Consider the following 22524-nt stretch of genomic DNA (forward strand, 5'->3'; position numbering starts at 1 on the left):
CTGAGTGCGTGACAGATCGCATCGAGGTAGCCGCCACTGAGCTGCGACCCCTGCTCGAAGAGTTCATCATGTGGGCGCGCGCGAACGCGCCCGGAAGCGACCCCGAGCTCGTGGGGCCTGCCGCACTCTGGCACCGTCTCGCCTTCTCGCAGGACCTCGGCACGTGGAAGCGTGCCGACCTGCGCAACCTGCTGCTCGACCGCATGCCCAAGGTCGTGGAGGATCCCGACGCCGCCGCCGACGGGATGCTCCCGGCCGTGGACGCGTACCTCACGTTCCTCTCGCAGACCGGCAGGCTCGCCAAGGGCTCCGACTCCCTCGCCGATCTGCAGGCCGAGCTCGACGACGTCGAAGACGAGTTCGTCGACCTGATGGAGGAGCTGATCGACGACGGCGAGGGCGAGGAGGACGAGGAGACCGGCGACCTCGGCGACTTCGAGATGTTCGCCGACGAGCTGGCCGAGCTCGACACGATCAGGCTGCGGCCCGACACCGAGCTGGCCGCGGCCGCCCGCGAGGCGCCGCTCATCGCCAAGGCCCGCGACCTGGCCGTGTGGGTGGGCTCGGGCCGGCGCGTGGGCGAGGAGACCCTGCTCAGCGACACCGAGGTGGAGGAGGCGCTGGCGGCCGTCGGGTTGCCCAGGCCGGAGACCGAAGGCCCGGTCGCCGAGGCCGTCCCCTACCTGTGGAACATCTGGAACCTGGCCGTCGATCTGGAGTTCCTCGAGCCGGGCGACGCCAACACGGTGGCGGTCCAGGACGACACGTCGGAGTGGCCGTTCGACGACGACGAGGACGTGCTCGACGCCTGGATGCTCGGGCTGCACTCGGTCGACTACGGCGACCCCGAGCTCGACGACGACGATCTCACGATGGCGCTGGCGGGCCTGACCCGCGGCCTGCTGGTCAGGCTCCTGCTGGCCGGCGGCTCACGTGACCTCGACGAGCTGAGCCAGGAGCTGGCGGAGGCCGCCGCCGACCTCGACGAGCTCGGATCGGACGCGTGGGAGGCGGCGGCCGACCCGCTCGCGCCCCCGATCGACTGGCTGATCGGCTACGGCATGGTGGAAGTCGACGGCAAGACCCTCAGGCTCACGCCGCTCGGCACCGAGGGGGTCGTCCACCTGGTCGACGACGCCGACATCGAGGTCGACGCCAGACCGGCGATCGAGTCCATGAGCGCCCACGAGCTGCTGGCGCTCAGCGCCGAGCTGCCCGAGGACGAGGCCGACACCGAGTTCGCCGCCTGGATGCGGCTGCGCGAGCCGGGAAAGGCCGCCGAGGAGCTGCTGGAGGCCGCGGGCGAGGACGAGAGCGACGCGCTGATCAGGGTGCAGGCGGCCAGCGTGGTCGGCACCCTGGGCGAGGCCGCCATCCCCGCCTGGCGGGAGGCGCTCAAGCAGCCCACGCTGCGCCCTTACGCCGCCACCCACCTCAGCCAGCTGGAGGTCGAAGGGGCGCCTGAGCCGACGCAGGACGACACGCACTGGCTGATCCTCGACATGTGGACCATCTCGGCCGGGCTGGGCCGGTCGGAGTTCGTGAGCAGCCTGCAGGACATCGGCCCCGACATGGTCGGCAACCTGCTGGAGGTGATCTGGAAGATCCCGCACGCGCACGTGGAGGAGCTGCTGGATCTGATCTCGCAGGTGCATCCGGACAAGCAGGTGGCCAAGGCCGCCCGGCGCGCCCTCTTCAAGGCCCGCTCCCTGTGATCTGACCACTCGGGGCCCGTCCGCGGCGCGTTTCGCGATCGGCGGCGCGGGCCCTCTGGTCGATTCGGCGCGAGCCTTCGCCATCCGCGCGTGTCGCGATCGGCTGCACGGGCCTTCCCGGTCGTGCGGCACGCGTGGCTGGGCCATCGTTTCCGGCGCGGCACCGCGCGTGGTGTTCCGTCGCGGGTTGCTGCTGGACGATCAGGCTGCGGCGCCGTGCGTGGCCGGGCTCCTCCCACCCTTTACGCTGACGGCGGCCGCCCCCACCCGCCGCACGGGGTCGGCGCCCGTCCAGGGGAACGCTCCCGCGGCTCGCGGGGCCGGGCGCCGTGACGTGCGCGCTGTGGGCCGATCGCGCGAGAGCCGGCGACCGGCGAAGAACCCCGGCAGCGGTAACCGTGCGAGACAGAAGGTGGGCCGGCCTCGGCCTCACCCGCGACCTGCCCGAGGGCGGCGCCATGCGGTTCTGGATGGGAAGAACCCCGGTAGCGGAAACCCTGGCGGAAAAGAAAAACTCCGGAGCGGAATCGCGCCGGAGCGGTGATGCAGATGTAGTCCCGACCGGATTCGAACCGGCGCTACCGCCTTGAGAGGGCGGCGTCCTGGGCCACTAGACGACGGGACCTTCGCTGGCTTGTGACAGTGGTAGTCCCGACCGGATTCGAACCGGCGCTACCGCCTTGAGAGGGCGGCGTCCTGGGCCACTAGACGACGGGACCCTGTCCACAAGCTGGTGTGCCGGGCTTCCCCGGCGACGCGCGTAACTCTACCGCACCCCGGAGACCACAACCAAACCACTTAGCGGCCCATCAGATCGGGCCTGTAGTGGCGAACCCAGTCGCCCATCCGGCCGCGCTGCCACAGCGCGTCGAACTCGCCGAGCGGGATCGTCACCTCCGGACGGCCCGTCGCCGGGTCAACGGGGACGCGGGACAGCCGGTCGCGCATCCAGCCGGGGATCCGGGGCGGGACCGCGCGCTCGCCCCAGCCGATGAGCCCCACAGAGCGCAGCGCCTGCGCGCGCACCCGCACCCCACCCGGCCGGCCGACTCTCCTGGGGTTGGCGAGCTGGGTGTCGACGACGTCGATCCGGGTGATGTCGGGCCAGCGGAGGTGCACGCGGAAACCGAGCGAGTCGGTCAGTTCGACGCCTTCCGCGGTGAAGCGGACGACGGTGCCCGAGCTCATGCGGCGGTGTTTGGCGACGAGGACGGCGAGCAGGCCGCCGGTGGCCAGGGCACCGATGGCGATGCCCAGCAGGGTGCTGCCGGTGAAGATGGCGCCGAGCAGCAGGATGACGACGAAGAAGAGCACGAGGAGTGCGGCGAACGGGGCGACGAAGCGGGGCAAACTGCCCGCGCGAATGCGAAATTCCTCCATAAATCGGGCGACTCTACCGCACCGGCTTGGCGCCTCATTGGTCTCTCGTCGCTCCCTCGACCGGCACCTCCTCGACCGGCACCATGCCACGCCATCACGACGGCTGATCCGTCAGCCGTTGAGCAGTCCGCGGCGGTAGGCCTCGGCGACGGCGGAGGCGCGGTCGCGGACGTCGAGCTTGGCGTAGACGTGCAGCAGATGGGTCTTGACGCTGGCCTCGCTGATGAACAGCTCGGCCGCCGCCTTCTTGTTCGTCGCTCCCCCGGCCACCAGGCGCAGCACCTCGAGTTCGCGCTTGCTCAGCCGGCCCCGGGTGGGCCTGCGCAGGTCGCTGGCCAGACGGCCGGCCACGGAGGGCGCCAGCACGGTCTCTCCCTCGTGGGTGGCGCGGACGGCTCGGGCCAGCTCGTCGGGCGGAGCGTCCTTCAGCAGGTAGCCGCTGGCTCCGGCTTCGAGGGCGGGCAGGACGTCGGTGTCGAACGTGGTGAGCACCAGCACCCGCGGCCCGGTGCCGGAGAGCTCGCGGATGGCGGTGACGCCGTCCATGCCGGGCATGCGCAGATCCATGAGGACGACGTCCGGCCGGAGCTCGGCGGCCAGGCGCACGGCCTGCGCCCCGTCGGCCGCCTCTCCGACGACCTCCATGTCGGGCTCGCCGCCGAGAGCCGCGCGCAGGCCGTCGCGCACGATCGGATGGTCGTCGGCTATCAGCAGCCTCAGCCGCATCGTGTTCCCTCCGTGAGGTGGTCGTCCGCCGTCAACGTGCGTCACCCTGCCCGGCCGGCGGGATGGCGGGCACGGACACCGCGACGGCCGTGCCCTGTCCTGGCTCGGACTCGATCGCCAGCGTGCCGCCCACGCCGTGTGCCCGCCGGCGCATGCCGTCGAGCCCGAACCCGTCAGCGGGCGTCTGCGGGTCGAAGCCGGCTCCGTCGTCCCGGACGTCGAGAAGCACGGATTCGTCGGTGTAGGAGAGCGTGAGGGCCGTTCTGGTGGCGCGTGCGTGCTTGGCGACGTTGGCCAGCGCCTCCTGGGCGATGCGGAACAGCGCCGCCTCCACGTCGGCGGCAAGCGCGACCGGGGTGCCGGTGAGCTCCAGGGCGAGGCCGACGCCCGACGACTCGGACCAGGACCGGGCCATGCGGTCGACGGCCTCGGGCAGCCGGGAGTCCTCCAGCGACTCTGGGCGCAGCGCGCGTACGGACCTGCGGGCCTCGGACAGGCTGCGGCGGGCCAGTTCGGCGGCCTGGTCGAGGTGGCGGCGGGCCGGGCCGTCGCAGACGCGGGCGGCGGCGTGGATCTGGCCCATCAGCGCGACGAGGTCCTGGGCGACCGTGTCGTGGATCTCGCCGGCCATGCGGTGCCGCTCGTCCAGCACGCCGGCGCTCCTGGCCTGGTCGAGCAGGCGGGCGTTCAGCTCGGCGTTCTCGTCCATGGCGGCGCGCAGCCGCTCGACCAGGCGGCGGCGTTTGTCGTGCTCGGCGGAGACGTACCAGCCCGCCAGGGCCAGCGGCAGGGCCACGGCGGCGATCACGCTGAGCAGCGAGGCACGGGCGCCCGGGCTCGCCTGTGCGGCCAGGCTGACCACGGCGGTCACCGTCACGCCCAGCATGACCAGCCGGGCGGGCAACATCCCGATGGCGAGCGGGTAGCCGACGGAGGCGAACACCGTGAAGGCGGCGTGCTCGGCGGCCAGCGCCCCCGCGAGGGCGATGAGCACCAGGAAGTGCCCCACGACGAGCGCGCGGTGCGTGTCGCGGTGCGCATGGAGCCAGGCGATCGGCGCCAGCCACACCGCGGCGGCCGGCACGAGCACGGGCCAGCCCGGCCACCGCGCCGGGGTGTCGCCGCCCATGACGGCGGCCGCGATCGCGGAGACCGCGAGCAGTGCGTAGGCGAGCGCCAGATAGACCCAGCGCTCGCGCCCGTCGAGCCGGCTCATGGGTCAAGCCTGGCACGACATCAACCGATCGGTGGATGCCGGGCATCGGCCGCACGTCGAGCCCGGCGGGCGATGTGCGGGCCCGGCACGCTCAGGGAGCATCGCCTCATGAGCAATCCGAGCAGACGAAAGATGATCCAGTACGCCGCGGTCGCGGGTGCGAGCGCCGCCACCGCGACGGCCGGCGCCAGGGTCGCGCCCAAGCGCAAGGAGGTGACCACGTTCGTCTTCGTGACCGGCGCGAACGGCACGGCCGCGGCCGACGCCGAGCTGACGATGCGCGGCCACCGTTCCGTGGGCGTGAGCCTGCCCGGGCACGGCCCCTCCGAGCAGTTCACCCGCGCCTACCAGACGCCGCAGGACCTGAACAAGCTGGCCACGATGCCGTCGCCGGTGGCGGGCGTGACGCTGGACGACTACGTCGAGGCGACGGTGAACACCGTGCGCAGGGTCTCCCGGTACGGGCCGGTGATCCTGGTCGGCGGCAGCCTGGGCGGCGCGGCGATCACGAAGGCGGCCGACGAGGTGCCCGACCTGATCGACCGGCTCGTCTACGACACGGCCTACTGCTGCACCGACCTGAAGTCGCCGGCCGAATATCTGGAGACGCCCGAGGGCAAGCCGAGCCTGACGGGCAACATCGTGCCGGGCGTGATCGCCGATCCCCGGGTGATCAAGGCGATCCGCGTCAACTGGCGCTCGAACGACAAGAAGTTCCTGGACGGCGTCAAGGCGGCGTTCATGGCCGAGGCCGACGACGGCGAGTTTCTCGCGATGCTGAACTCTCTGCTGCCCGACGAGTCCCTGCAGGTGCCGAACGCCGACAGCCGGGGGCACAAGGACAAGTGGGGGCGGGTGCCCCGGGTCTACATCAGGCACTCGCGCGACCGGGTGATCCCCATCGCCCTGCAGGACCGCATGATCAGGGAGGCGGACGCCGCGACGCCGAAGAACACGTTCAAGGTCTTCACGGTGAACACCTCGCACGCGCCGACCGCCAAGGCGTATCAGCAGATCAGCGAAATTCTGCACCGGCTGGCGAAATAGAAAAAATGGACGCCTCACCGGGAGGCGTCCACCAAATGCTGGGGTACCAGGACTCGAACCTAGACTAACTGAACCAGAATCAGTCGTGCTGCCAATTACACCATACCCCACCGGGGCGAACCCTCTCGGGCGCGCTTCGGCGATGTCCGAAAGAATAGCCCAGCCGGAGGGCTAAGACCAAAACGAACGGCCAACCCGTCCTCCGCTGCCTGCGGCACCGGTCCGGTCATGCCAAGCTGAAGGGGACAAAACACCACGTGGAGGAGCCCGAGCGTTGGCCGAGAATCCGTTCTTCGCCCCTAGTGATCTGCCCTACCAGCTGCCGCCGTTCGCGGACATCCGCGAGGAGCACTACGTTCCCGCTTTCGAGCGCGGCATGGCCGAGCAACTGGCCGAGGTCGACGCGATCGCCGACAACCCCGAGCCGCCGACCTTCGACAACACGATCGCCGCGCTCGAACGATCGGGGCAGATCCTTGATCGCACGGCCACGGCCTTCTCCAGCATTGCCTCCTCCAACTCCACCGACGGCATCATGGAGATCGAGAAGCAGATCTCCCCCCAGCTGACCAGGCACAGCGACGCGATCCGGCTCAACCGGGCGTTGTGGGCGCGCATCAAGCAGGTGGCCACGGACGACCCGGAGGAGTCCTGGCTGCTGGAGAAATACCGCGACGACTTCATCAGGGCGGGCGCCGACCTGTCGGAGACCGAGCAGGGCCGGCTGCGCGAGCTCAACGAGGAGTTGTCGAAGCTCTCCACGGAGTTCGCGCAGAGCCTGCTGAAGGCGTCGACCGAGTCGGCGCTGGTGGTGACGGACCGCAAGGAGCTCGACGGCCTCGACGAGGCCAAGATCGAGTCGCTGCGCAGGGACGACGGCACGTACGCCCTGCCGCTGCTCAACTACACCAACCAGCCAGGCCTCGCCCAGCTCACCAACCGTGACGTGCGCCGCAGGCTCTACGAGCTGAGCGTGGGCCGGGCGCCGGGCAACTTCGACCTCGCGGCCAGGATGGCGGCGCTGCGCGCCGAACGGGCGGCGCTGCTCGGCTTCCCCAACCACGCCGCCTACACGGTGGCCGACCAGACCGCCAAGACCGTCGAGGCGGTCGAGGAGATGCTCGGCCAGCTCGTCGGCCCGGCGGTGCGCAACGCGTACAAGGAGGCGGAGGCGCTGGCCGAGCAGGCCGGGTTCGCGATCGAACCGTGGGACTGGTCGTACTACTCGGAGAAGGTCCGCAAGGCCCGCTACGACTTCGACGGCGCCGCGATGCGGCCCTACTTCGAGCTCGACCGGGTCTACCGCGACGGCATCTTCTTCGCCGCCGGCAGGCTCTACGGGGTCACCTTCACCGAGCGGCCCGACCTGAGCGGCTACCACCCCGACGTGACCGTCTTCGAGGTGTTCAACGAAGACGGGAGCCGGCTGGGGTTGTTCGTGCTCGACCCTTACGCCAGGGCGGGAAAGCGCGGCGGCGCGTGGATGAACAACCTGGTCGACCAGTCGTTCCTGTTCGGGCAGCCGCCCGTGGTGATGAACAACCTCAACATCACCAAGCCCGCCTCGGGGCCGACGCTGCTGACGTACGACGAGGTCAACACGGCCTTCCACGAGTTCGGCCACGCGCTGCACGGGCTGTTCTCCCACGTGCGCTACCCGCGCGTGTCCGGCACCAGGGTGCCCCGCGACTTCGTGGAATATCCGTCGCAGGTCAACGAGATGTGGGTGACCTGGCCCGAGGTCCTGGCCAACTACGCCAAGCATCACGAGACGGGCGAGCCCATGCCGGCGGAGCTGGTGGCGAAGCTGACGGCCGCGTCGACGTTCAACCAGGGCTTCAAGACCGTCGAATATCTGGCCGCCACGCTGCTCGACTGGGCCTGGCACAAGCTGACGCCGGGTGAGACGGTCGACGACCCCGAGGCGTTCGAGGCCGCCGCGCTGGAGGCCGCGCAGGTCGCCATGCCGGTGATCAGGCCGCGTTACCGTACGAACTACTTCGCGCACATCTTCGCCGGCGGCTACAGCGCCGGCTACTACTCCTACATCTGGAGCGAGGTGCTCGACGCGGAGAGCGTCGAGTGGTTCACGGAGAACGGCGGGCTCACCAGGGCGAACGGCGACCATTTCCGCCGCGAGCTGCTCTCCAGGGGCGGGAGCATCGACCCGCTGACCGCGTTCGGCAACTTCCGCGGCCGCGAGCCGAGCATCCAGCCGCTGCTCGCCCGCCGCGGGCTCGTCTAGCCGCGGCGCGCAGTGGGCCTGACCGTCCCGGCGGCCCACTGCGCGCCCCGCGTGCCGGCTCCGCACCATGAGCCGCAGGGCGGCGCCATCGGGGTGCGGCCGCCGAGATGGCCGCCGGGGCCGCCAGGGGCCGCCGTCAGCCTCGCAGGCGCGCCAGCGCGGCGCGCAGGCGCTCCTGGCTGCGCGCGCGGCCGAGCACCTCGATCGACTCGAACAGCGGCAGGCCCACCGTCCGGCCCGTGATCGCCACGCGCACGGGAGCCTGGGCCTTGCCCAGCTTGAGCCCGACGGCCGCGCCGACCTCCTCCAGCGCCTGCTTCAGCGACTCAGGGTCCCAGCTCACCGAGTCGAGGCGGTCGAGGTAGCCGGTGAGGATCTCCAGCGGGGAGTTCTTCATCGCCTTGTCCCAGGACGCCTGGTCGAAGACCGGCTCTTCGAGGAAGAGGAAGTCGACGTTCTGCCGGATCTCCGACAACACCGCGATGCGGGTCTGCGCCAGCGTGGCGACCTTGCTGAACAGCTCGCGGTCCCACGACGGGTCGAGGAAGGGCGCGCAGCGCTCCTCGAAGACCTCCAGCGGCAGCGCCCGGATGTATTCGCCGTTGAACGCCCGCAGCTTCTTCTCGTCGAAGAACGCGTTGGACGGGTTGACGTCCTCCAGCCTGAACAGCTGCACCATCTCCGACCACGGCATGATCTCGCGGTCGTCACCCGGGCCCCAGCCGAGCAGCATGAGGTAGTTGACCATGGCCTCGGCGAGGTAGCCCTCCTGGCGGTAATCCTCCAGGGCCACCTTGTCGCGGCGCTTGGAGAGCTTCTTCCGCTGCTCGTTGACGATGACCGGCAGGTGCGCCCAGACCGGCGGCGTCGCGCCGAGAGCCGGCCACAGCAGCTCCTGTCGGGCCGCGTTGGGCAGGTGCTCCTCGCCGCGGGCGACGTGGGTGATGGACTGCGTGATGTCGTCGACGGCGTTGGCCAGCACGTAGAGGGGCGAACCGTCGCTGCGCGCGATCACGAAGTCTTCCTGGGCCTTGTTGGGGAACTCGACCCTGCCCCTGACGAGGTCGTCGACCACCGTGACGCCCTCGTCGGGGGTGCGGAAGCGGACCGCGCCGGCGGACAGCCCGCGCTCGCGGCAGTGGCCGTCATAGCCCTTGTCTTGCGAGCCGGTGCGCTCCTGCACCTGCTCGCGGGTGCAGTCGCAGTAGTAGGCCTTGCCGTCGGCCAGCAGCTTGGCCACCGCCTCGCGGTGCTGCGGCTGGTTGGCCGACTGGAAGTAGGGGCCCTCGAACACCGGGTTGGTGCCGTTGATGCCGATCCAGTCGAGCGCCGCGATGATGCCCTCGGTCCACTCGGGCCGGTTGCGGGAGGCGTCGGTGTCCTCGATCCGCAGGACGAACCGCCCCTGGGAGCGTTCGGCGAGCGCCCAGTTGAACAGCGCCGCGCGGGCGCTGCCCACATGGAACATGCCGGTAGGGGAAGGGGCGAACCGCACCCGTACGTCAGTCACGGGAGACCACCTTGTTCGTGAGTGTGCCGATGCCTTCGATGCCGACGCTGACCTCGTCGCCGATCTCGAGCGGGCCGACGCCGGCCGGGGTGCCGGTCAGGATGACGTCGCCGGGGATCAGCGTCATGACCGCGCTGACGTAGGCCACCAGCGCCGGGATGTCGTGGATGAGCTGGCTGGTGCGCCCGCTCTGCCGGATCTCGCCGTTGACCGTGGTCGTCAGCGCGAGGTCGGCCGCGTCAATGTCGGTCTGGATCCACGGCCCGAGCGGGCAGAACGTGTCGAAGCCCTTGGCCCTGGTGAACTGCACGTCCTTCTTCTGCAGGTCGCGGGCAGTGACGTCATTGGCGCAGGTGTAGCCGAAGATGACGTCCTTGACCCGCTCGACCGGCACCTCGCGGCAGAGCCGGCCGATCACCACGGCCAGCTCGCCTTCGTAGTCGACGCGGTCGGACAACGTCGTCGGGTAGGCGATGTCCTCGCCGTGGCCGATCACGGAGGTGGACGGCTTCATGAAGATGAGCGGCTCATCGGGCACCTGGTTGCCCAGCTCAGCCGCGTGCTCGGCGTAGTTTCTGCCGATGGCGACCACTTTGCTCGGCAGCATCGGGGCCAGCAGCTTCGCCTGGGACAGCGGGAACCGCTCTCCGGTGAACTGCACCTGGCCGAACGGATGGCCGGCGACCATGGAGACGAACTCCTCGCCCGGACCGCCTTCGACCACGCCGAACGACACGCCTTCGCCTGTGGAGAACCTCGCTATACGCACCTGACAAGGCTATCGCCGCCGCCGGTGGAGTCCGCCCATCCCGGCCGTCCGCCACCAGGCACAGGCCAGGATTCACCGTCAAATAAGCCAAAAGTCCGTTTTGGTACGTATCGGTCGAGCGCTGTGGGTTAGCTGCCCCTAATAGCGACACATGGGGGGCGACAGATGGACACGGTGTCAAACACAGGAACGGGTGCCGTACCACGGGCGCGTGCTCATGAGGGCGGCTCGGCCACCTCATTGGTCACGGACAAGGGCACCACGAGCATCGACGACGGGGTGGTCGCCAAGATCGCCGGACTCGCGGCGCGCGAGGTGTCCGGCGTGCACGCCATGGGCGCGGGCGCGGCGCGGGCCCTCGGCAGCATGAAGGGGATCGTCGGCGGGGACGTCAGCGTGTCCCAGGGCGTGTCGGTCGAGGTCGGCGAGCGGCAGGCCGCGGTGGACCTGGATCTGGTGGCCGAGTACGGCACCGCGATCCCGGACCTGGCCGCGGCCGTGCGGCGCAACGTGATCGCGGCGATCGAGCGGATGTGCGGGCTGGAGGTGACCGAGGTCAACATCCGTGTCGACGACGTCCACCTGCCCGGCCAGGACCGGGCCAGGGACCGGGACACCGGCGAGCAGCGGGACGCGGAGCAGGAACCCAGGGTTCAATGACCGCGCCGGAGGACGGCCCCGCGCACGGCCCCGACGACGGCCCGAGACGCCAGGGGAAGCCCGTCGCCGCCACCGGCCCCGGCCACCGAACCGCTGCCGGACCTGCCGGAGCCGGGCCGACCGGTACCGGATCGACCGATACCGGATCGACCGGTGCCGGGTCAGCCCGTACCGGGGCGGCAGGGGGCGATGGCGGCGATCGGGACGGGGGCGGCGAGGCGCGGGTGATCGCTCAGCGGGTGCGGGCGTGTTCCGGCGTGATCAGGCTGTCCGGGGGGCCGTTCGGGACGGTGGCCACGTACATGCCCGGCGAGCGGCTCCTGGGCGTGTCGGTCAACGACCGCGAGGTGGAGATCGCCGTCGTCGCCAGGATGGACCGCCCGCTGCCGGAGACCGCCGACGAGGTACGGCGGGCCGTGACGGATCTGGCCGGCGGCCGCCGGGTGAACGTGCGTATCGACGACATCGTGGAGGAACCATGAACAACGCCCACTGGCCGACGCTGGTCGGCCTGGCCGTCGGCATCATCCTGGGCCTGACGGCGGCGTTCGGCGGGCTGACCGCGTTCCTGCTCGTCCTCGTGCTCGGCGCGGCCGGCTTCGTCGTCGGCCGGATCGTCGAGACCGGCGAGGTGAACCTGTCGAGCCTGTCCACGAGGCGGAGATGACCGACGTCACGCCGGCGGAGAGCGCGGCCACCGTGACGGTGCCCGCGCAGCGCCGCCCTCCGCAACCGCCGCCGGAGGCGCGGGGCCGCACCGAGGTCGCCGACCAGGTGGTGCTCAAGATCGCGTGCCTGGCGGCCGCGGAGGTTCCCGAAGTGCGCGAGGTGCACTCCAGGACCGCGCCGTGGAGCCGCTCCCCGGACGCCGGTGCGGCGGCGCGACGGGGAGGTACGCCGGGCGCGAAGGCCGCGCCCTGGCGGCGTTCGTCGAGCGCCGAGGTGCGGGGCGGCCGGGCCACGATCCGCCTGCACGTGAGTGTCGCCTACCCGGCGCCGCTCCGCGGGGTGGCCGCCCGGCTGCGGGAGCACGTGAGCCGCCGTGTCGCCGTCCAGACCGGGCTGGAGGTCAGCCGCCTCGACGTGATCGTGACCGATCTGGCCGGTGAACCGCGATGACCACTCAGGAGATGTGCACCGTACCTCCCGACGACGAGGGAGGCGCGCACCGGGCTGGCCCGCCGAAGGGGGCCGGAACAGGTGACAGGACAGCTGACAGGGCGGCGGTGCGCGCGTTCCGGCCGCGGCGCAGGATCCCCGCCATCGTGGTGAGCGTCCTGCTGGCGCTCCTCGGTCTGCTCGTCGCCGCCGAGACGATCTCAGGGCTCGTCGGCCGGCCGCTGCGCCTGGTGCCCTACGACGGGATGCTCTCGTGGGCGTCGGCGACGTCGTGGTCGGATCCGCTGGTCCTGCTCTCCTCGGCCGTGGTGACGCTGCTCGGGCTGGTCCTGCTGGCCGTCGCGCTGGTGCCTGGGCGGCCCAGCATGGTGCCCGCGCGCAGTGGCGACCCCGGTCTCGTCATCGGCCTGCGGACCAGGACCGTCGCCAAGGCCCTCGCCCACGCGGCCGAGGAGGTGCCCGGCGTGCACGCGGCGCGCGCCAGGATGCGCGGGCACGCGGTCGTCGTCACGGCGGCCACGTCCGGGTGGGACAAGGAACGTTTCGGCGAGGAGGTGCGCGACGCCGTGCTGACCCGGCTCGCGGCGCTGGATCCCGTGGAGCCGTACCGGGTGGTCGTGAACGTCAAGGAGCCGAGATGAGCGGGAACATCGGCCGGGTCAACCGGTGGGGGCTGGCGCTGGTCGGGCTGGTGCTGACGGTGCTGGGCGGTCTCGCGCTGGCCCGCGGCCTGGGCGCGTTCGGCATGGCCGGCACTCCGATCGTCGACGGCGGCGCGCGCGGGTTCTTCGCGCGTACCAGCCCGTGGATCTGGTGGGTCGTCGCGCTCGTGGCGCTCGCCGTCGCGCTGCTGGCGCTGTGGTGGCTGCTCGCGCAGGCGCGCGGGGAGCCGCACGGCCCGCTGCGCGTCGAGTCGGGGCCGACGGGGGTGACCGAGGTGGCGCCCGGCGGCATGGCGCAGGCGGTGGCCGACGACGTCGTGTCGGGCCCGTCCGTGCTGAGCGCCCGCGCCGACCTCGTGGACGCGCGCGGCAGCCCGTCCGTACGGCTGCGCGTGGTCGCCGACGAGTCGGCCCCGCTGTACGAGCTCAGCCGGCACCTGTCCACGGTGGTGCTGCGGCATGTGCGCGACGCGCTGGAGCGGGATCAGGTGCCGGCGATCGCCCGCGTTAGCCTGGAGCCCTCACCTTCGCCGCACCGGGTGGTGCGCTGACGAGAGGGGTTCTGTGGTGTCCGTCGTGAAGATCAACGTGCTGACCGTGCCCGCCGACATGCGTACGGAGCTGGAACAACGGTTCTCGAAGCGGGCCGGGATGGTGGAGTCGGCCGACGGGTTCGAGTGGTTCGAGTTGCTCAGGCCGGTGGAGGGCACCGAGCGCTATCTCGTCTACACCCGGTGGCGCAGCGAGGAGGACTTCCAGAACTGGCAGCAGGGCCAGGCGTTCCAGCGCGGCCACGCACAGGCAGCGCAGGGTCAGGGGCAGGGCCACGGCCACGGCCAGGGCCCCGCGGCGACCGGCTCGGAGCTGTGGTCGTTCGAGGTGGCGGAGAGCGCCGGCCCGAAGGGCTGAGCGCTCTCAGGCGTCGAGCGGGTTGCGCGCGATGCGGTCGAGGATGCCGTCGCGGACGAGCCCGCCGGCGAAGCTCGACGGTTTGCGCGCGCCCTGGTCGGCGATGCACGCACCGAACTCCTTGGCGATCTCCAGCCGCGGATGGCGCGCCAGCACCTCGGCGCGCACCTCCTCGGGGATCTCGTCGGTGCGCCGGCCCGAGATGTCCATGCCGGTCGAGAGCTCCAGCAGGTGGCCCTCGGGGTCGTCCGCCACCGGCACCTCGGCCCACATGTGCCGGATGATCACCTCGGCCGCGCGTTCCCTGCGCTCCGGCGACCAGCCGGCGCCGGCGCAGAAGGCCCAGGCCACGTGCCCGCCCGCCTCCTCGTACGGCACCGTGTGGCTGTCGTACCCGGCGACCAGGCCGATGTCGTGCAGCATGGCCGCCACGTACAGCAGCTCGGCGTCGAAGGCGATGGAGTGCGCCTGCCCGTGGGCGGCGGCGAACAGGTAGGCCCGGATCGAGTGGTTGAGCAGCGAGGGCGTGTGGTAGCGCGTGGCCACTTCGAGCGCTCCGCGGCAGGCGGGCGTGTCGGGGATCATCAGGTCGTCGAATCTCACGGCTCCAGCATCTCCTTCCCCGCGCCGGCTCCGCCAGCCGGAGCACCGGCGCCACATCGAGCGGCTAACGAATCGGACACTCGGCTTGACCCGGTGATCGCGAGAGCGAAAGCATGTGCCGCCCTCACTGTTCTGTCCCGGAAGGACCTGGCGTGCGCCGGTTTGCGTTACCTCTTGCCCTCACGCTCGCCCTCGGCGGGTTGGCCGGCCCCGCTCAGGCCGGCTCCCAGGCCGACGGGGTGACCCGCACCGCGGAGTGCCAAGGCGACTGGCTGCCCGGCACGCCCACGGTCACCGACGTCATGAAAGGCGAGATCTCGCTGGTCGGGTTGCCGGCGTACAAGATCGGCAGAAAGATCGACTGGTCGGCCAGCCCGTACAAGAACCGCTCGTGGGAGTACGTGTTCCAGTCGCTGCGCTGGATGGGCACGCTGGTCGTCGAGTACGAGAACACCGGCGAGCAACGCTACCTGGATCGTGCCACCGAGATCACCAAGGACTGGGTGGCGAAGAACAGGCGAGGGGCGCGCGGCACCAAGCCGTACGTGTGGAAGGACCATCCGGTCTCGCTGCGCACGCAGCCGCTGCTCTGCCTGAGCCGGCACGTCAACGCCGGCTGGCTGAAGGACAGCCTGGCCGACCACGCCAAGCTCCTGTCGGACCCCCGGCTGTACAAGAAGGGCCACAATCACGGCATCGACCAGGACATCGCGCTCCTCGGCATCGGCTGCAGGTACGGCCGTAAGGACTGGGCGAACCTGGCCTCCCGCCGGCTGACCGGCACCGTGAAGCTCGACGTCGACAACCAGGGCGCGCTCATGGAGCAGGCCCCGCGCTACGCGGTCTACGTGTACGGCCGGCTCCAGGTCGCGATGACCGGCATGAAGGCGTGCAAGCGGAAGGTGCCCGGTGAGATCACCAGGCGGGCCGAGACGCTGAAGGACTTCATCGCCCACGCGACCATGCCCAACGGCTACATGGTGCCCATCGGCGACGGCAGCGCCGACACCGAGCCGAAGATGGAGACGGGGACGCCGAAGCAGGAGGTCAGGACCTACCGCGCCGGGTACGTGTTCGGCCGCACGGCCTGGGGCGAGAAGGAGTCGGCGTACTACTCGATCCGGTTCGGGCCCGGCATGAAGTACCACGGCCACGAGGACCACCTCGGCGTGACGTACTACGCGAAGGGGCGCGACATCCTGGTGGACGGCGGTTTCCACTCGTACGAGAAGAGCGCCTACCGCTACTGGACGCTCTCCCCCGAGGCGCACAACGTGCCCACGGTGGCGGGCGGCAAGTTCCGGCCCCGCACGCCGAGCAAGCTCGCCAGGACGTCCTACGGCAAGGGGCGGCAGGCGTTCAGGCTGACGGACAAGGCGTACGGCGCGAGCCGCACCAGGTCGGTGCTGGTGAACCACGGCGACGACCTGATGGCGGTGCTGGACACCGCCTCCGGCGGCAAGAAGGTCAGGAACGTGTGGCGTTTCGACCCGTCGCTGAAGCTGGTCTCGAAGGGCGGCGGCAAGGTGGTGCTGGGCGACGGGGACTTCAAGGTCACGCTGCTGCAGCTGTCGTCGTGCGACCGGGTCGGCGGGCAGAAGGTGGAGCGCGGCGGCAAGCTGGGCTGGGTGTCGCCGACGTACCTGTCGAAGAAGCGCACGAACGTCGTGGTCTCGCCGTCGGCCAGATCGCTCCTGACGGTGATCGTGCCGGGCACCGACTCGCCGAAGGTGTCGTGCTCCGGCGGGAAGGTCACGGTCGAGGGCGTGTCGTTCGCCTCCCGCCTGCTCTAGCGACCGGGTGCAGGGGGCTCCGGGCCCCCTGCGCCGTTCAGGCCGTCAGGAGACGTCCCGCCCCGCGCGGAGCAGGCCGTACGTCACCGCCTGCTCCAGAGCCTGCCACGAGGCGTCGATGATGTTCTCGGCCACCCCGACCGTGGCCCATTCGGAGGTCTCGTCGCTGGAGGTGATGAGGACCCGCGTGATGGCGTCGGTGCCGTGGGTGCCTTCGAGGATGCGGACCTTGTAGTCGACCAGTTCCAGCTTCGCCAGCTCGGGGTAGAGCTGCTCCAGGCCCAGGCGCACCGCCTTGTCGAGGGCGTTGACGGGGCCGTTGCCCTCGCCGGTGGCGACGATGCGCTCGCCCTTGGCGTGCAGCTTGACGGTGGCCTCGCTGACCAGCTCGCCACCCTTCGTGCGCTCGACGATGACGCGCCAGGACTCGACCTCGAAGTGCCGCCTGCGGGAGCCGTGCAGGGTGTCGCGCAGCAGCAGTTCGAACGACGCGTCGGCGGCCTCGAACGTGAAGCCCTTGGACTCGAGGTCCTTGACCCGCTCGACGAGGGTCTTGGTGGTGTCGGGGGTCAGCTCGTAGCCCAGCTCCCTGCCCTTGAGCTCGACCGAGGCCCGGCCCGCCATGTCGGAGACGAGCATGCGCATGTCGTTGCCGACGGCGGCGGGGTCGATGTGCTGGTAGAGGTTGGGGTCGACCTTGATGGCGCTGGCGTGCAGGCCCGCCTTGTGGGCGAAGGCGGACGTGCCGACGTAGGGGGCGTGGGAGTTGGGCGTGACGTTGGTGACCTCGGTGATCGCGTGGGCGATGCGGGTCATGTCGGCCAGCGCCTCCCGCGGCACCAGGTCGAAGCCGCGTTTGAGCTGCAGGTTGGCCACGACGGTGAAGAGGTTGGCGTTGCCGGAGCGCTCGCCGTAGCCGTTGGCGCAGCCCTGCACGTGGGTGGCGCCGGCCTTGACCGCGGCCAGGGTGTTGGCGACGGCGCAGCCCGTGTCGTCGTGGCAGTGGATGCCGACGCGGGCGCTGGTCTGGACGGCCTCGTGAACGATCTCGGCGAGCTCGTCGGGGAGCATGCCGCCGTTGGTGTCGCACAGGGCGATGACGTCGGCTCCGGCTTCGGCGGCGGTCCTGAGAACCTCCAGCGCGTAGGCTGGGTTGGAGGTGTAACCGTCGAAGAAGTGCTCGGCGTCGAGGAAGACTCGCTGTCCCTCCGCACGAAGGTGAGAGACCGTGTCGCGGATCATCGCGAGGTTCTCCTGGAGAGTCGTGCGGAGGGCCAGCTCCACGTGCCGGTCGTGGCTCTTGGCGACAAGGGTCACGACCGGCGCGCCGGATTCGCGCAAAGCGGCCACCAAGGGGTCGTCGGCTGCCTTCACACCGGGCCGGCGGGTCGCGCCGAACGCGGCTAGTTGCGCGTGTTTCAGGTCGAGCTCTGTTCGAGCCTGCCTGAAGAACTCTGTGTCCTTGGGATTGGCGCCCGGCCAGCCCCCTTCGATGAAACCCACGCCCAGGCCGTCCAGCTGCCGCGCGACGGTGATCTTGTCGGCGACGGTGAGGTTGAGCCCCTCCTGTTGCGCGCCGTCACGCAGCGTCGTGTCGTATACGTGGAAGCGGTCGTCGGCCATGGGTGATCTCTTCTCTCCGGAAGGCTCGCACTGGGTGTGGTCTTTTCTGGAAAACAAAAAGACCCCTCACGGACGTGAGAGGTCTGCGCGCTGGCGGTGTCCTTTGTCAGCCAGCGCGCCTGCCGATAATGAGCAGACCGTAGAACATGATGCTCACCAGTCTGCCATACGGATTCACCATCTGGCACGCGGGTCTCACCGAGTGGACACTCGTGTCGCGTGGGGCGTCACACGGCGACGCCGTCACCGCCGGTGATGGCGCGTTCGAGCGCGGCCGCGTCGAACACCTCGTTGCCGAGCATCCGGCCGTCGAGCAGCACGGTCGGCGTGCCCTGGATGCCCGCCTTCGCCGTCTGCTCCAGGTGCGCCTTCGCGTACGACTGCGACCGGACGCACTCGTCCACCACCGCGCCCGCCTTCCTGGCCGCCCCGGCCAGCTCCTCGACGGTGAACCCCGAGGCCACGCCGTGCGGCGCGGGCTGCATGGCGTACAGCCGGCTCCTGAAGGCCAGCCAGTTGTCCTCGGGGACGCAGCGGGCGGCCGCGGCGGCGCGGATGGAGTTGGAGCGCATGGGCTCGGCCCTGAAGATTGTCACCGGACGGAAAACGATCTTCACCTTGCCCTCCCTGGCCAGCCGCTGCAGCGTGCCGTCCACGGCGTCGTGCATCTGCTTGCACACGGGACAGTCGAAGTCTTCGTACAGGTCGAGCACGGGAGCCCGGCTCGACCGGTCCGCCAGGACCATGGACCCGTCCGCCTGCCGGGTCAGCCGCACCTCGCCGGACGACTCGCCCGGCTCCGCGAACGCCAGCACCCCGATAACGGCGATCACCGCGCACGCGACCGCCACCGCCACCAACCGCTTCACCATGCCACTCTCATCTCGTTGATCGCGCAGACCCTATCGGAAACCGAAACAACGGCGGCATGAAGACATGCCTCCTTGACGCTGACATCGCGCGATACGTATGCGAGCACGGCACGCCGCCCGTCGCGGACGGGATGATCATGATCAGGAGGAGAGAGAGCCATACCACCGAATCGGCGCCCGGCGCGGGCGCCAGGCCCTACTCTTGGTGATCCCGTGACTACAAGAGGACGGCGGCATGGTCAGGCCACTCGAAGAGCGTTTCCGTACGGCCCGCGACTTGTTTCCCGAATATCGGGTGGAGACGGTCAAGGGCCGCATCGTGGTGAACGAGTCCGGCACCTGGCAGCACAACACGATTCTCTTCCGGCTGCTGCTGCAGCTGGTCGGCGCGGCGGCCGGGCGGGGCTGGGAGATCTGGCCCAACATCACCGTCTATCTCGGCGAGCACGCCGACCGGTACGTCCCCGACCTGACCGTGGTGCCGGCCTCCCCGCGGATGCACGAGGAGCACGCCGTGCACGGCGACGCGACGCTGCTGCTGGCCGACGTCGTCTCGGCCGGCAGCGGCTACGACGACTATTACGTCAAGCCCTGCGGCTACGCCCCCGCAGGGGTGCCGCTCTACCTGGTGATCGACCCGTTCCAGCGATCGGTCAAGCTCTTCTGCGACCCCTCCCGCGGGACCTACGCCACGGAGATCGTGGTGGCCGCGGGCGAGCCGCTGGCGTTGCCCGATCCGTGGGGGCTCGCCGTCGACACGGCGCGGCTGATGTGACCCCCGGGAGCGCCGCCCCCGGGGATCGATCACCCGGCTAGACGATCTTGTGCACCCAGTGGTGGGAGTCGGGGCGGGAGCCGTACTGGATGCCGACCAGTTCGTCGCGCACCCGCATGGTGACCGGCCCGGGGGCGCCGTCGGCCACCGTCCAGGAACGGTCGGCGCCCTTGACGGTGCCGACCGGCGTCACCACGGCCGCCGTCCCGCACGCGAACACCTCCGTGAGCTCGCCCGACTCGCAGCCCGCCTGCCACTCCTCGACCGACACGAGCCGCTCCTCGGTCTCCAGGCCGAGGTCGCCGGCCAGTTGCAGGATCGAGTCACGGGTGATGCCGGGCAGCAGGGTGCCGGTCAGCGCGGGCGTGACGAGCTTGTCGCCGAAGACGAAGAACAGGTTCATTCCGCCCATCTCCTCGACGTACCTGTGCTCGTGGGCGTCCAGCCACACCACCTGGTCGCAGCCGTTCTCCACCGCCTGCCGCTGCGCCACGAACGCGGCCGCGTAGTTGCCGCCGCACTTGGCGAAGCCGGTGCCGCCGGGGGCGGCGCGGGTGTACTCGGTCGAGAGCCAGACCGAGACGGGCTTGAGCCCGCCGGTGAAGTAGGAGGCCGCGGGAGAGGCGATGACCATGTACTTGTAGGACTTGGACGGGTAGTTGACGCCGAGCCCCGCCTGCGTGGCGATCATGAAGGGCCGCAGGTAGAGGCTGTGCCCCTCGGTCGTCGGCACCCATTCCCTGTCGGTCTGCACGATCAGCTCCAGCGATTCGACGAACGTCTCCTCGGGCAGCTCGGGCATGGCCATGCGGGCCGCGGAGCGGTTGAAGCGGCCCGCGTTCGCGTAGGGGCGGAAGGTCACGATCGAGCCCGTGGTCTGCCGGTAGGCCTTGAGCCCCTCGAACAGCTCCTGGGCGTAGTGGAAGACCGACGTGGCCGGGTCGAGGGAGAGCGGCCCGTACGGCATGAGCCGGGCGTCGTGCCAGCCCTCACCCTCGGTGTAGTCGATCGAGATCATGTGGTCGGTGAAGGTCTGCCCGAAACCGGGGTTCGCCAGTACCTGCTCCCGCTCGGCCGCGGTGCGAGCGTGGTCGGATAGCTGCACGTCGAAGCTGAGCTTCTGAGCGATGGTCATGACGGCGGTCCTTCTCTCTGCGAATCTACGAACGGGGGCCGCTGAAGTGCGGTGTCGAGCAGTGCCGCCCTGAAAAGAGCAGCCCGTACTTCCTATTGTCTCGCTATATGGGATGGCAAGCGGCCGTTGGGGTGGTCAGGCCGTTGACACGCCAAAAAGCGCCTGGCGGTCCGTGTCGGATCGCCAGGCGCTCGCGGGGCTAGGCGGTCCTAGCCGGATACTCGCGCGGTGATGTCGTCACCGATCTCGTGGGTGCCGCGGCCGGGACGCCGCTCGGCGATGTCGGCGGCGACCGCCTGCTCGACCCTCGCCGCCTCCGCGTGCAGGCCGAGGTGGTCGAGGAGCATGGCGACGGACAGGATGGTCGCGGTCGGGTCGGCCTTGCCCTGTCCGGCGATGTCGGGGGCGCTGCCGTGCACCGGCTCGAACATGCTGGGCGCGGTGCGCTCGGGGTTGATGTTGCCGCTGGCCGCCAGGCCGATGCCGCCGGCGATGGCCGCGCCGAGGTCGGTGATGATGTCGCCGAACAGGTTGTCGGTGACGACCACGTCGAAGCGCTCGGGCTGGCTCACGAAGAACATCGAGGCCGCGTCGATGTGGGCGTAGTCGGTGGCGACCTCGGGATAGTCGCCGGCCACGCGGTCGACCGTGCGCTGCCACAGGTCGCCGGCGTAGGTGAGGACGTTGGTCTTGTGGACCAGGGTGAGCTTCTTGCGCGGCCGGGACCGGGCCTTCTCGAACGCGTAACGCACCACGCGCTCGACGCCGTGGGCGGTGTTGAGCGACTCCTGCGTGGCGATCTCGTGGGGCGTGCCGCGCCGCATGACGCCGCCGGTGCCGGCGTAGAGGCCTTCGGTGCCCTCACGGACCACGATCATGTCGATGTCGTCGGCCGACGAGCCGGCCAGCGGCGTCCGCACGCCGGGGAACAGCTTGACCGGGCGGAGGTTGACGTAGTGGTCGAACGCGAAGCGGAGCCGCAGCAGCAGGTCGCGCTCGAGGACGCCGGGCGGCACGCTGGGGTCGCCGACCGCGCCGAGCAGGATCGCGTCGTAGCCGCGCAACTCCTCGAGCACCGCGTCGGGGAGAGTCTCTCCGGTGCGGTGATAGCGGGCTGCCCCCAGGTCGTAGTGGGTGGGCTCGATCTTGGTGCCCACGGCCTCCAGGACCTTGAGTCCTTCGGCCACGACCTCGGCGCCGATGCCGTCACCCGGGATGACGGCCAAGCGGATGTTACGCGACTCCATGGGTGGTTACCTTACCGGCTCGTCTCGACTGACGAACACATCATCTCAGCTTGCGGACGGTTCGGTGACCTGGGCACGCGGGAGCGCCCAGGCCACGTCCTGAGCTAGCGGCCGGAACCCTGCGGGGCGCCGCCGTTGTCCCTGCGGTCGAGCGCGGTCTGCACGGCCTCGGCGGCCTCGTCGTCGTGTTCTTCCGCACGGTTCCAGGCATACATCTCGTACATGCGACTCATCTCATTTCGCGGAAACGATCCGATGGAAAGCCGGACTCCGGTCACGAATCCGGGCGAGCCTGCTCTCGTGGTCCGGGTCACGGACCGGGAGGAAGGGGCTGACGGCCGACGCAGCGCCACTCACCGCGGCGAGTCGTCGACCTGCCCTAACAGGCCTCGCCGCGGCAGGTAATAAGTACGAGCACCTGGCGCATCTCCGCCACAGTACCTCAGCCGTCTCGTTGGACGTCCTAGTATCTTGCATGCTGAGACGCGAAAGGCCGCCGCCCCCTGCGGGACGGCGGC

At 70.3% G+C, this 22524-nt stretch carries 22 protein-coding genes and 3 tRNA genes; 12 read left to right on the plus strand and 13 right to left on the minus strand.

Annotated elements, in window-relative coordinates; translation table 11 throughout:
* The first annotated feature begins 8 nt into the window (after positions 1-8).
* Positions 9-1715 (plus strand): hypothetical protein, encoded by a 1707-nt coding sequence (locus ABGB14_RS20270; RefSeq protein ID WP_347645315.1) that lies wholly within the window; start codon positions 9-11, stop codon positions 1713-1715.
* 552 nt (positions 1716-2267) lie between these two features.
* Here the strand turns inward: ABGB14_RS20270 and ABGB14_RS20275 are convergent.
* The 5 genes from ABGB14_RS20275 to ABGB14_RS20295 all read right to left on the minus strand — a co-directional run bounded on the left by ABGB14_RS20275 (position 2268) and on the right by ABGB14_RS20295 (position 5037).
* Positions 2268-2340 (minus strand) — tRNA-Glu (locus ABGB14_RS20275).
* An 18-nt stretch (positions 2341-2358) separates the two neighbouring features.
* A tRNA-Glu gene (locus ABGB14_RS20280) sits at positions 2359-2434 on the minus strand.
* 79 nt (positions 2435-2513) lie between these two features.
* The gene (locus ABGB14_RS20285; RefSeq protein ID WP_347645317.1) at positions 2514-3095 is read right to left on the minus strand and encodes a hypothetical protein; all 582 of its coding nucleotides are present in this window, start codon (positions 3093-3095) and stop codon (positions 2514-2516) included.
* Between the two features lie 111 nt (positions 3096-3206).
* Positions 3207-3821: a response regulator transcription factor gene (locus ABGB14_RS20290; protein WP_347645319.1), complete on the minus strand. Its 615-nt coding sequence runs from the start codon at positions 3819-3821 to the stop codon at positions 3207-3209.
* Between the two features lie 31 nt (positions 3822-3852).
* Positions 3853-5037, minus strand: a complete 1185-nt coding sequence (locus ABGB14_RS20295; protein WP_347645321.1) for a sensor histidine kinase — start codon at positions 5035-5037, stop codon at positions 3853-3855.
* Between the two features lie 108 nt (positions 5038-5145).
* Between ABGB14_RS20295 and ABGB14_RS20300 the strand changes: the two genes are divergently transcribed.
* A complete protein-coding gene (locus ABGB14_RS20300; RefSeq protein WP_347645323.1) occupies positions 5146-6084 on the plus strand; it encodes an alpha/beta hydrolase in 939 nt (312 codons plus the stop codon).
* Positions 6085-6122: 38 nt separating this feature from the next.
* On the opposite strand, the gene ABGB14_RS20305 is transcribed toward ABGB14_RS20300, so the two are convergent.
* Positions 6123-6194: transfer RNA gene (locus ABGB14_RS20305), tRNA-Gln, on the minus strand.
* Between the two features lie 164 nt (positions 6195-6358).
* On the opposite strand from ABGB14_RS20305, the gene ABGB14_RS20310 reads away from it, so the two are divergent.
* Positions 6359-8329, plus strand: a complete 1971-nt coding sequence (locus ABGB14_RS20310) for a M3 family metallopeptidase (protein ID WP_347645325.1) — start codon at positions 6359-6361, stop codon at positions 8327-8329.
* Positions 8330-8465: 136 nt separating this feature from the next.
* Here the strand turns inward: ABGB14_RS20310 and gltX are convergent, their stop codons facing one another.
* Together gltX and ABGB14_RS20320 are read right to left on the minus strand one after the other, a co-directional pair.
* Entirely contained in the window at positions 8466-9839 is a 1374-nt protein-coding gene (gene gltX / locus ABGB14_RS20315) for a glutamate--tRNA ligase (protein ID WP_347645327.1), read from the minus strand.
* A complete protein-coding gene (locus ABGB14_RS20320; RefSeq protein WP_347645329.1) occupies positions 9832-10608 on the minus strand; it encodes a fumarylacetoacetate hydrolase family protein in 777 nt (258 codons plus the stop codon). The genes gltX and ABGB14_RS20320 overlap by 8 nt, the downstream gene beginning before the upstream one ends.
* A 174-nt stretch (positions 10609-10782) precedes the next feature.
* Between ABGB14_RS20320 and ABGB14_RS20325 the strand changes: the two genes are divergently transcribed.
* From ABGB14_RS20325 to ABGB14_RS20355, 7 genes are all read left to right on the plus strand, one after another.
* Positions 10783-11268, plus strand: a complete 486-nt coding sequence (locus tag ABGB14_RS20325) for an Asp23/Gls24 family envelope stress response protein (protein WP_347645330.1) — start codon at positions 10783-10785, stop codon at positions 11266-11268.
* A gap of 224 nt (positions 11269-11492) precedes the next feature.
* A complete protein-coding gene (locus ABGB14_RS20330; protein WP_347645332.1) occupies positions 11493-11750 on the plus strand; it encodes a hypothetical protein in 258 nt (85 codons plus the stop codon).
* Positions 11747-11935 carry a DUF2273 domain-containing protein gene (locus tag ABGB14_RS20335; RefSeq protein ID WP_347645334.1) on the plus strand — a complete coding sequence of 63 codons (189 nt, stop codon included), beginning with the start codon at positions 11747-11749 and terminating at the stop codon, positions 11933-11935. Before ABGB14_RS20330 ends, ABGB14_RS20335 begins: the two co-directional genes overlap by 4 nt.
* Positions 11932-12387, plus strand: a complete 456-nt coding sequence (locus ABGB14_RS20340; RefSeq protein ID WP_347645335.1) for a hypothetical protein — start codon at positions 11932-11934, stop codon at positions 12385-12387. Before ABGB14_RS20335 ends, ABGB14_RS20340 begins: the two co-directional genes overlap by 4 nt.
* On the plus strand, positions 12384-13028 hold the full coding sequence (locus tag ABGB14_RS20345; RefSeq protein WP_347645337.1) for a DUF6286 domain-containing protein: 645 nt from the start codon (positions 12384-12386) through the stop codon (positions 13026-13028). Before ABGB14_RS20340 ends, ABGB14_RS20345 begins: the two co-directional genes overlap by 4 nt.
* Complete coding sequence (locus ABGB14_RS20350; RefSeq protein ID WP_347645339.1) at positions 13025-13600, plus strand: hypothetical protein; 576 nt, start codon at positions 13025-13027, stop codon at positions 13598-13600. The genes ABGB14_RS20345 and ABGB14_RS20350 overlap by 4 nt, the downstream gene beginning before the upstream one ends.
* Positions 13601-13616: 16 nt before the next feature.
* On the plus strand, positions 13617-13958 hold the full coding sequence (locus tag ABGB14_RS20355; protein ID WP_347645340.1) for an antibiotic biosynthesis monooxygenase: 342 nt from the start codon (positions 13617-13619) through the stop codon (positions 13956-13958).
* 6 nt (positions 13959-13964) lie between these two features.
* Here ABGB14_RS20355 and ABGB14_RS20360 read toward each other — a convergent pair whose 3' ends face one another.
* The gene (locus tag ABGB14_RS20360) at positions 13965-14561 is read right to left on the minus strand and encodes an HD domain-containing protein (RefSeq protein WP_347645342.1); all 597 of its coding nucleotides are present in this window, start codon (positions 14559-14561) and stop codon (positions 13965-13967) included.
* A 152-nt stretch (positions 14562-14713) separates the two neighbouring features.
* On the opposite strand from ABGB14_RS20360, the gene ABGB14_RS20365 reads away from it, so the two are divergent.
* Positions 14714-16354: a heparinase II/III family protein gene (locus ABGB14_RS20365; RefSeq protein WP_347645344.1), complete on the plus strand. Its 1641-nt coding sequence runs from the start codon at positions 14714-14716 to the stop codon at positions 16352-16354.
* A gap of 45 nt (positions 16355-16399) precedes the next feature.
* Here ABGB14_RS20365 and cimA read toward each other — a convergent pair whose 3' ends face one another.
* Positions 16400-17977: a citramalate synthase gene (gene cimA / locus ABGB14_RS20370; protein ID WP_347645346.1), complete on the minus strand. Its 1578-nt coding sequence runs from the start codon at positions 17975-17977 to the stop codon at positions 16400-16402.
* Positions 17978-18204: 227 nt separating this feature from the next.
* Positions 18205-18849 carry a thioredoxin domain-containing protein gene (locus ABGB14_RS20375; RefSeq protein WP_347645348.1) on the minus strand — a complete coding sequence of 215 codons (645 nt, stop codon included), beginning with the start codon at positions 18847-18849 and terminating at the stop codon, positions 18205-18207.
* A 235-nt stretch (positions 18850-19084) separates the two neighbouring features.
* Between ABGB14_RS20375 and ABGB14_RS20380 the strand changes: the two genes are divergently transcribed.
* A complete protein-coding gene (locus ABGB14_RS20380) occupies positions 19085-19624 on the plus strand; it encodes a Uma2 family endonuclease (RefSeq protein WP_347645349.1) in 540 nt (179 codons plus the stop codon).
* A 37-nt stretch (positions 19625-19661) separates the two neighbouring features.
* On the opposite strand, the gene ABGB14_RS20385 is transcribed toward ABGB14_RS20380, so the two are convergent.
* On the minus strand, positions 19662-20759 hold the full coding sequence (locus tag ABGB14_RS20385; RefSeq protein ID WP_347645350.1) for a branched-chain amino acid aminotransferase: 1098 nt from the start codon (positions 20757-20759) through the stop codon (positions 19662-19664).
* Between the two features lie 209 nt (positions 20760-20968).
* The gene (locus ABGB14_RS20390; RefSeq protein WP_347645351.1) at positions 20969-22006 is read right to left on the minus strand and encodes a 3-isopropylmalate dehydrogenase; all 1038 of its coding nucleotides are present in this window, start codon (positions 22004-22006) and stop codon (positions 20969-20971) included.
* Positions 22007-22524 lie beyond the last annotated feature (518 nt).

The sequence above is a fragment of the Nonomuraea sp. B10E15 genome (assembly GCF_039871615.1).
In the GTDB taxonomy this organism is placed as follows: domain Bacteria; phylum Actinomycetota; class Actinomycetes; order Streptosporangiales; family Streptosporangiaceae; genus Nonomuraea.

Coding starts and splice junctions, on each gene's coding strand:
- ABGB14_RS20285 (WP_347645317.1), bottom strand. CDS start 3,095: ATGGAGGAATTTCGCATTCGCGCGGGCAGTTTGCCCCGCTTCGTCGCC.
- ABGB14_RS20290 (WP_347645319.1), bottom strand. CDS start 3,821: ATGCGGCTGAGGCTGCTGATAGCCGACGACCATCCGATCGTGCGCGAC.
- ABGB14_RS20295 (WP_347645321.1), bottom strand. CDS start 5,037: ATGAGCCGGCTCGACGGGCGCGAGCGCTGGGTCTATCTGGCGCTCGCC.
- ABGB14_RS20300 (WP_347645323.1), top strand. CDS start 5,146: ATGAGCAATCCGAGCAGACGAAAGATGATCCAGTACGCCGCGGTCGCG.
- ABGB14_RS20335 (WP_347645334.1), top strand. CDS start 11,747: ATGAACAACGCCCACTGGCCGACGCTGGTCGGCCTGGCCGTCGGCATC.
- ABGB14_RS20340 (WP_347645335.1), top strand. CDS start 11,932: ATGACCGACGTCACGCCGGCGGAGAGCGCGGCCACCGTGACGGTGCCC.
- ABGB14_RS20345 (WP_347645337.1), top strand. CDS start 12,384: ATGACCACTCAGGAGATGTGCACCGTACCTCCCGACGACGAGGGAGGC.
- ABGB14_RS20350 (WP_347645339.1), top strand. CDS start 13,025: ATGAGCGGGAACATCGGCCGGGTCAACCGGTGGGGGCTGGCGCTGGTC.
- cimA (WP_347645346.1), bottom strand. CDS start 17,977: ATGGCCGACGACCGCTTCCACGTATACGACACGACGCTGCGTGACGGC.
- ABGB14_RS20375 (WP_347645348.1), bottom strand. CDS start 18,849: ATGGTGAAGCGGTTGGTGGCGGTGGCGGTCGCGTGCGCGGTGATCGCC.
- ABGB14_RS20380 (WP_347645349.1), top strand. CDS start 19,085: ATGGTCAGGCCACTCGAAGAGCGTTTCCGTACGGCCCGCGACTTGTTT.
- ABGB14_RS20385 (WP_347645350.1), bottom strand. CDS start 20,759: ATGACCATCGCTCAGAAGCTCAGCTTCGACGTGCAGCTATCCGACCAC.
- ABGB14_RS20390 (WP_347645351.1), bottom strand. CDS start 22,006: ATGGAGTCGCGTAACATCCGCTTGGCCGTCATCCCGGGTGACGGCATC.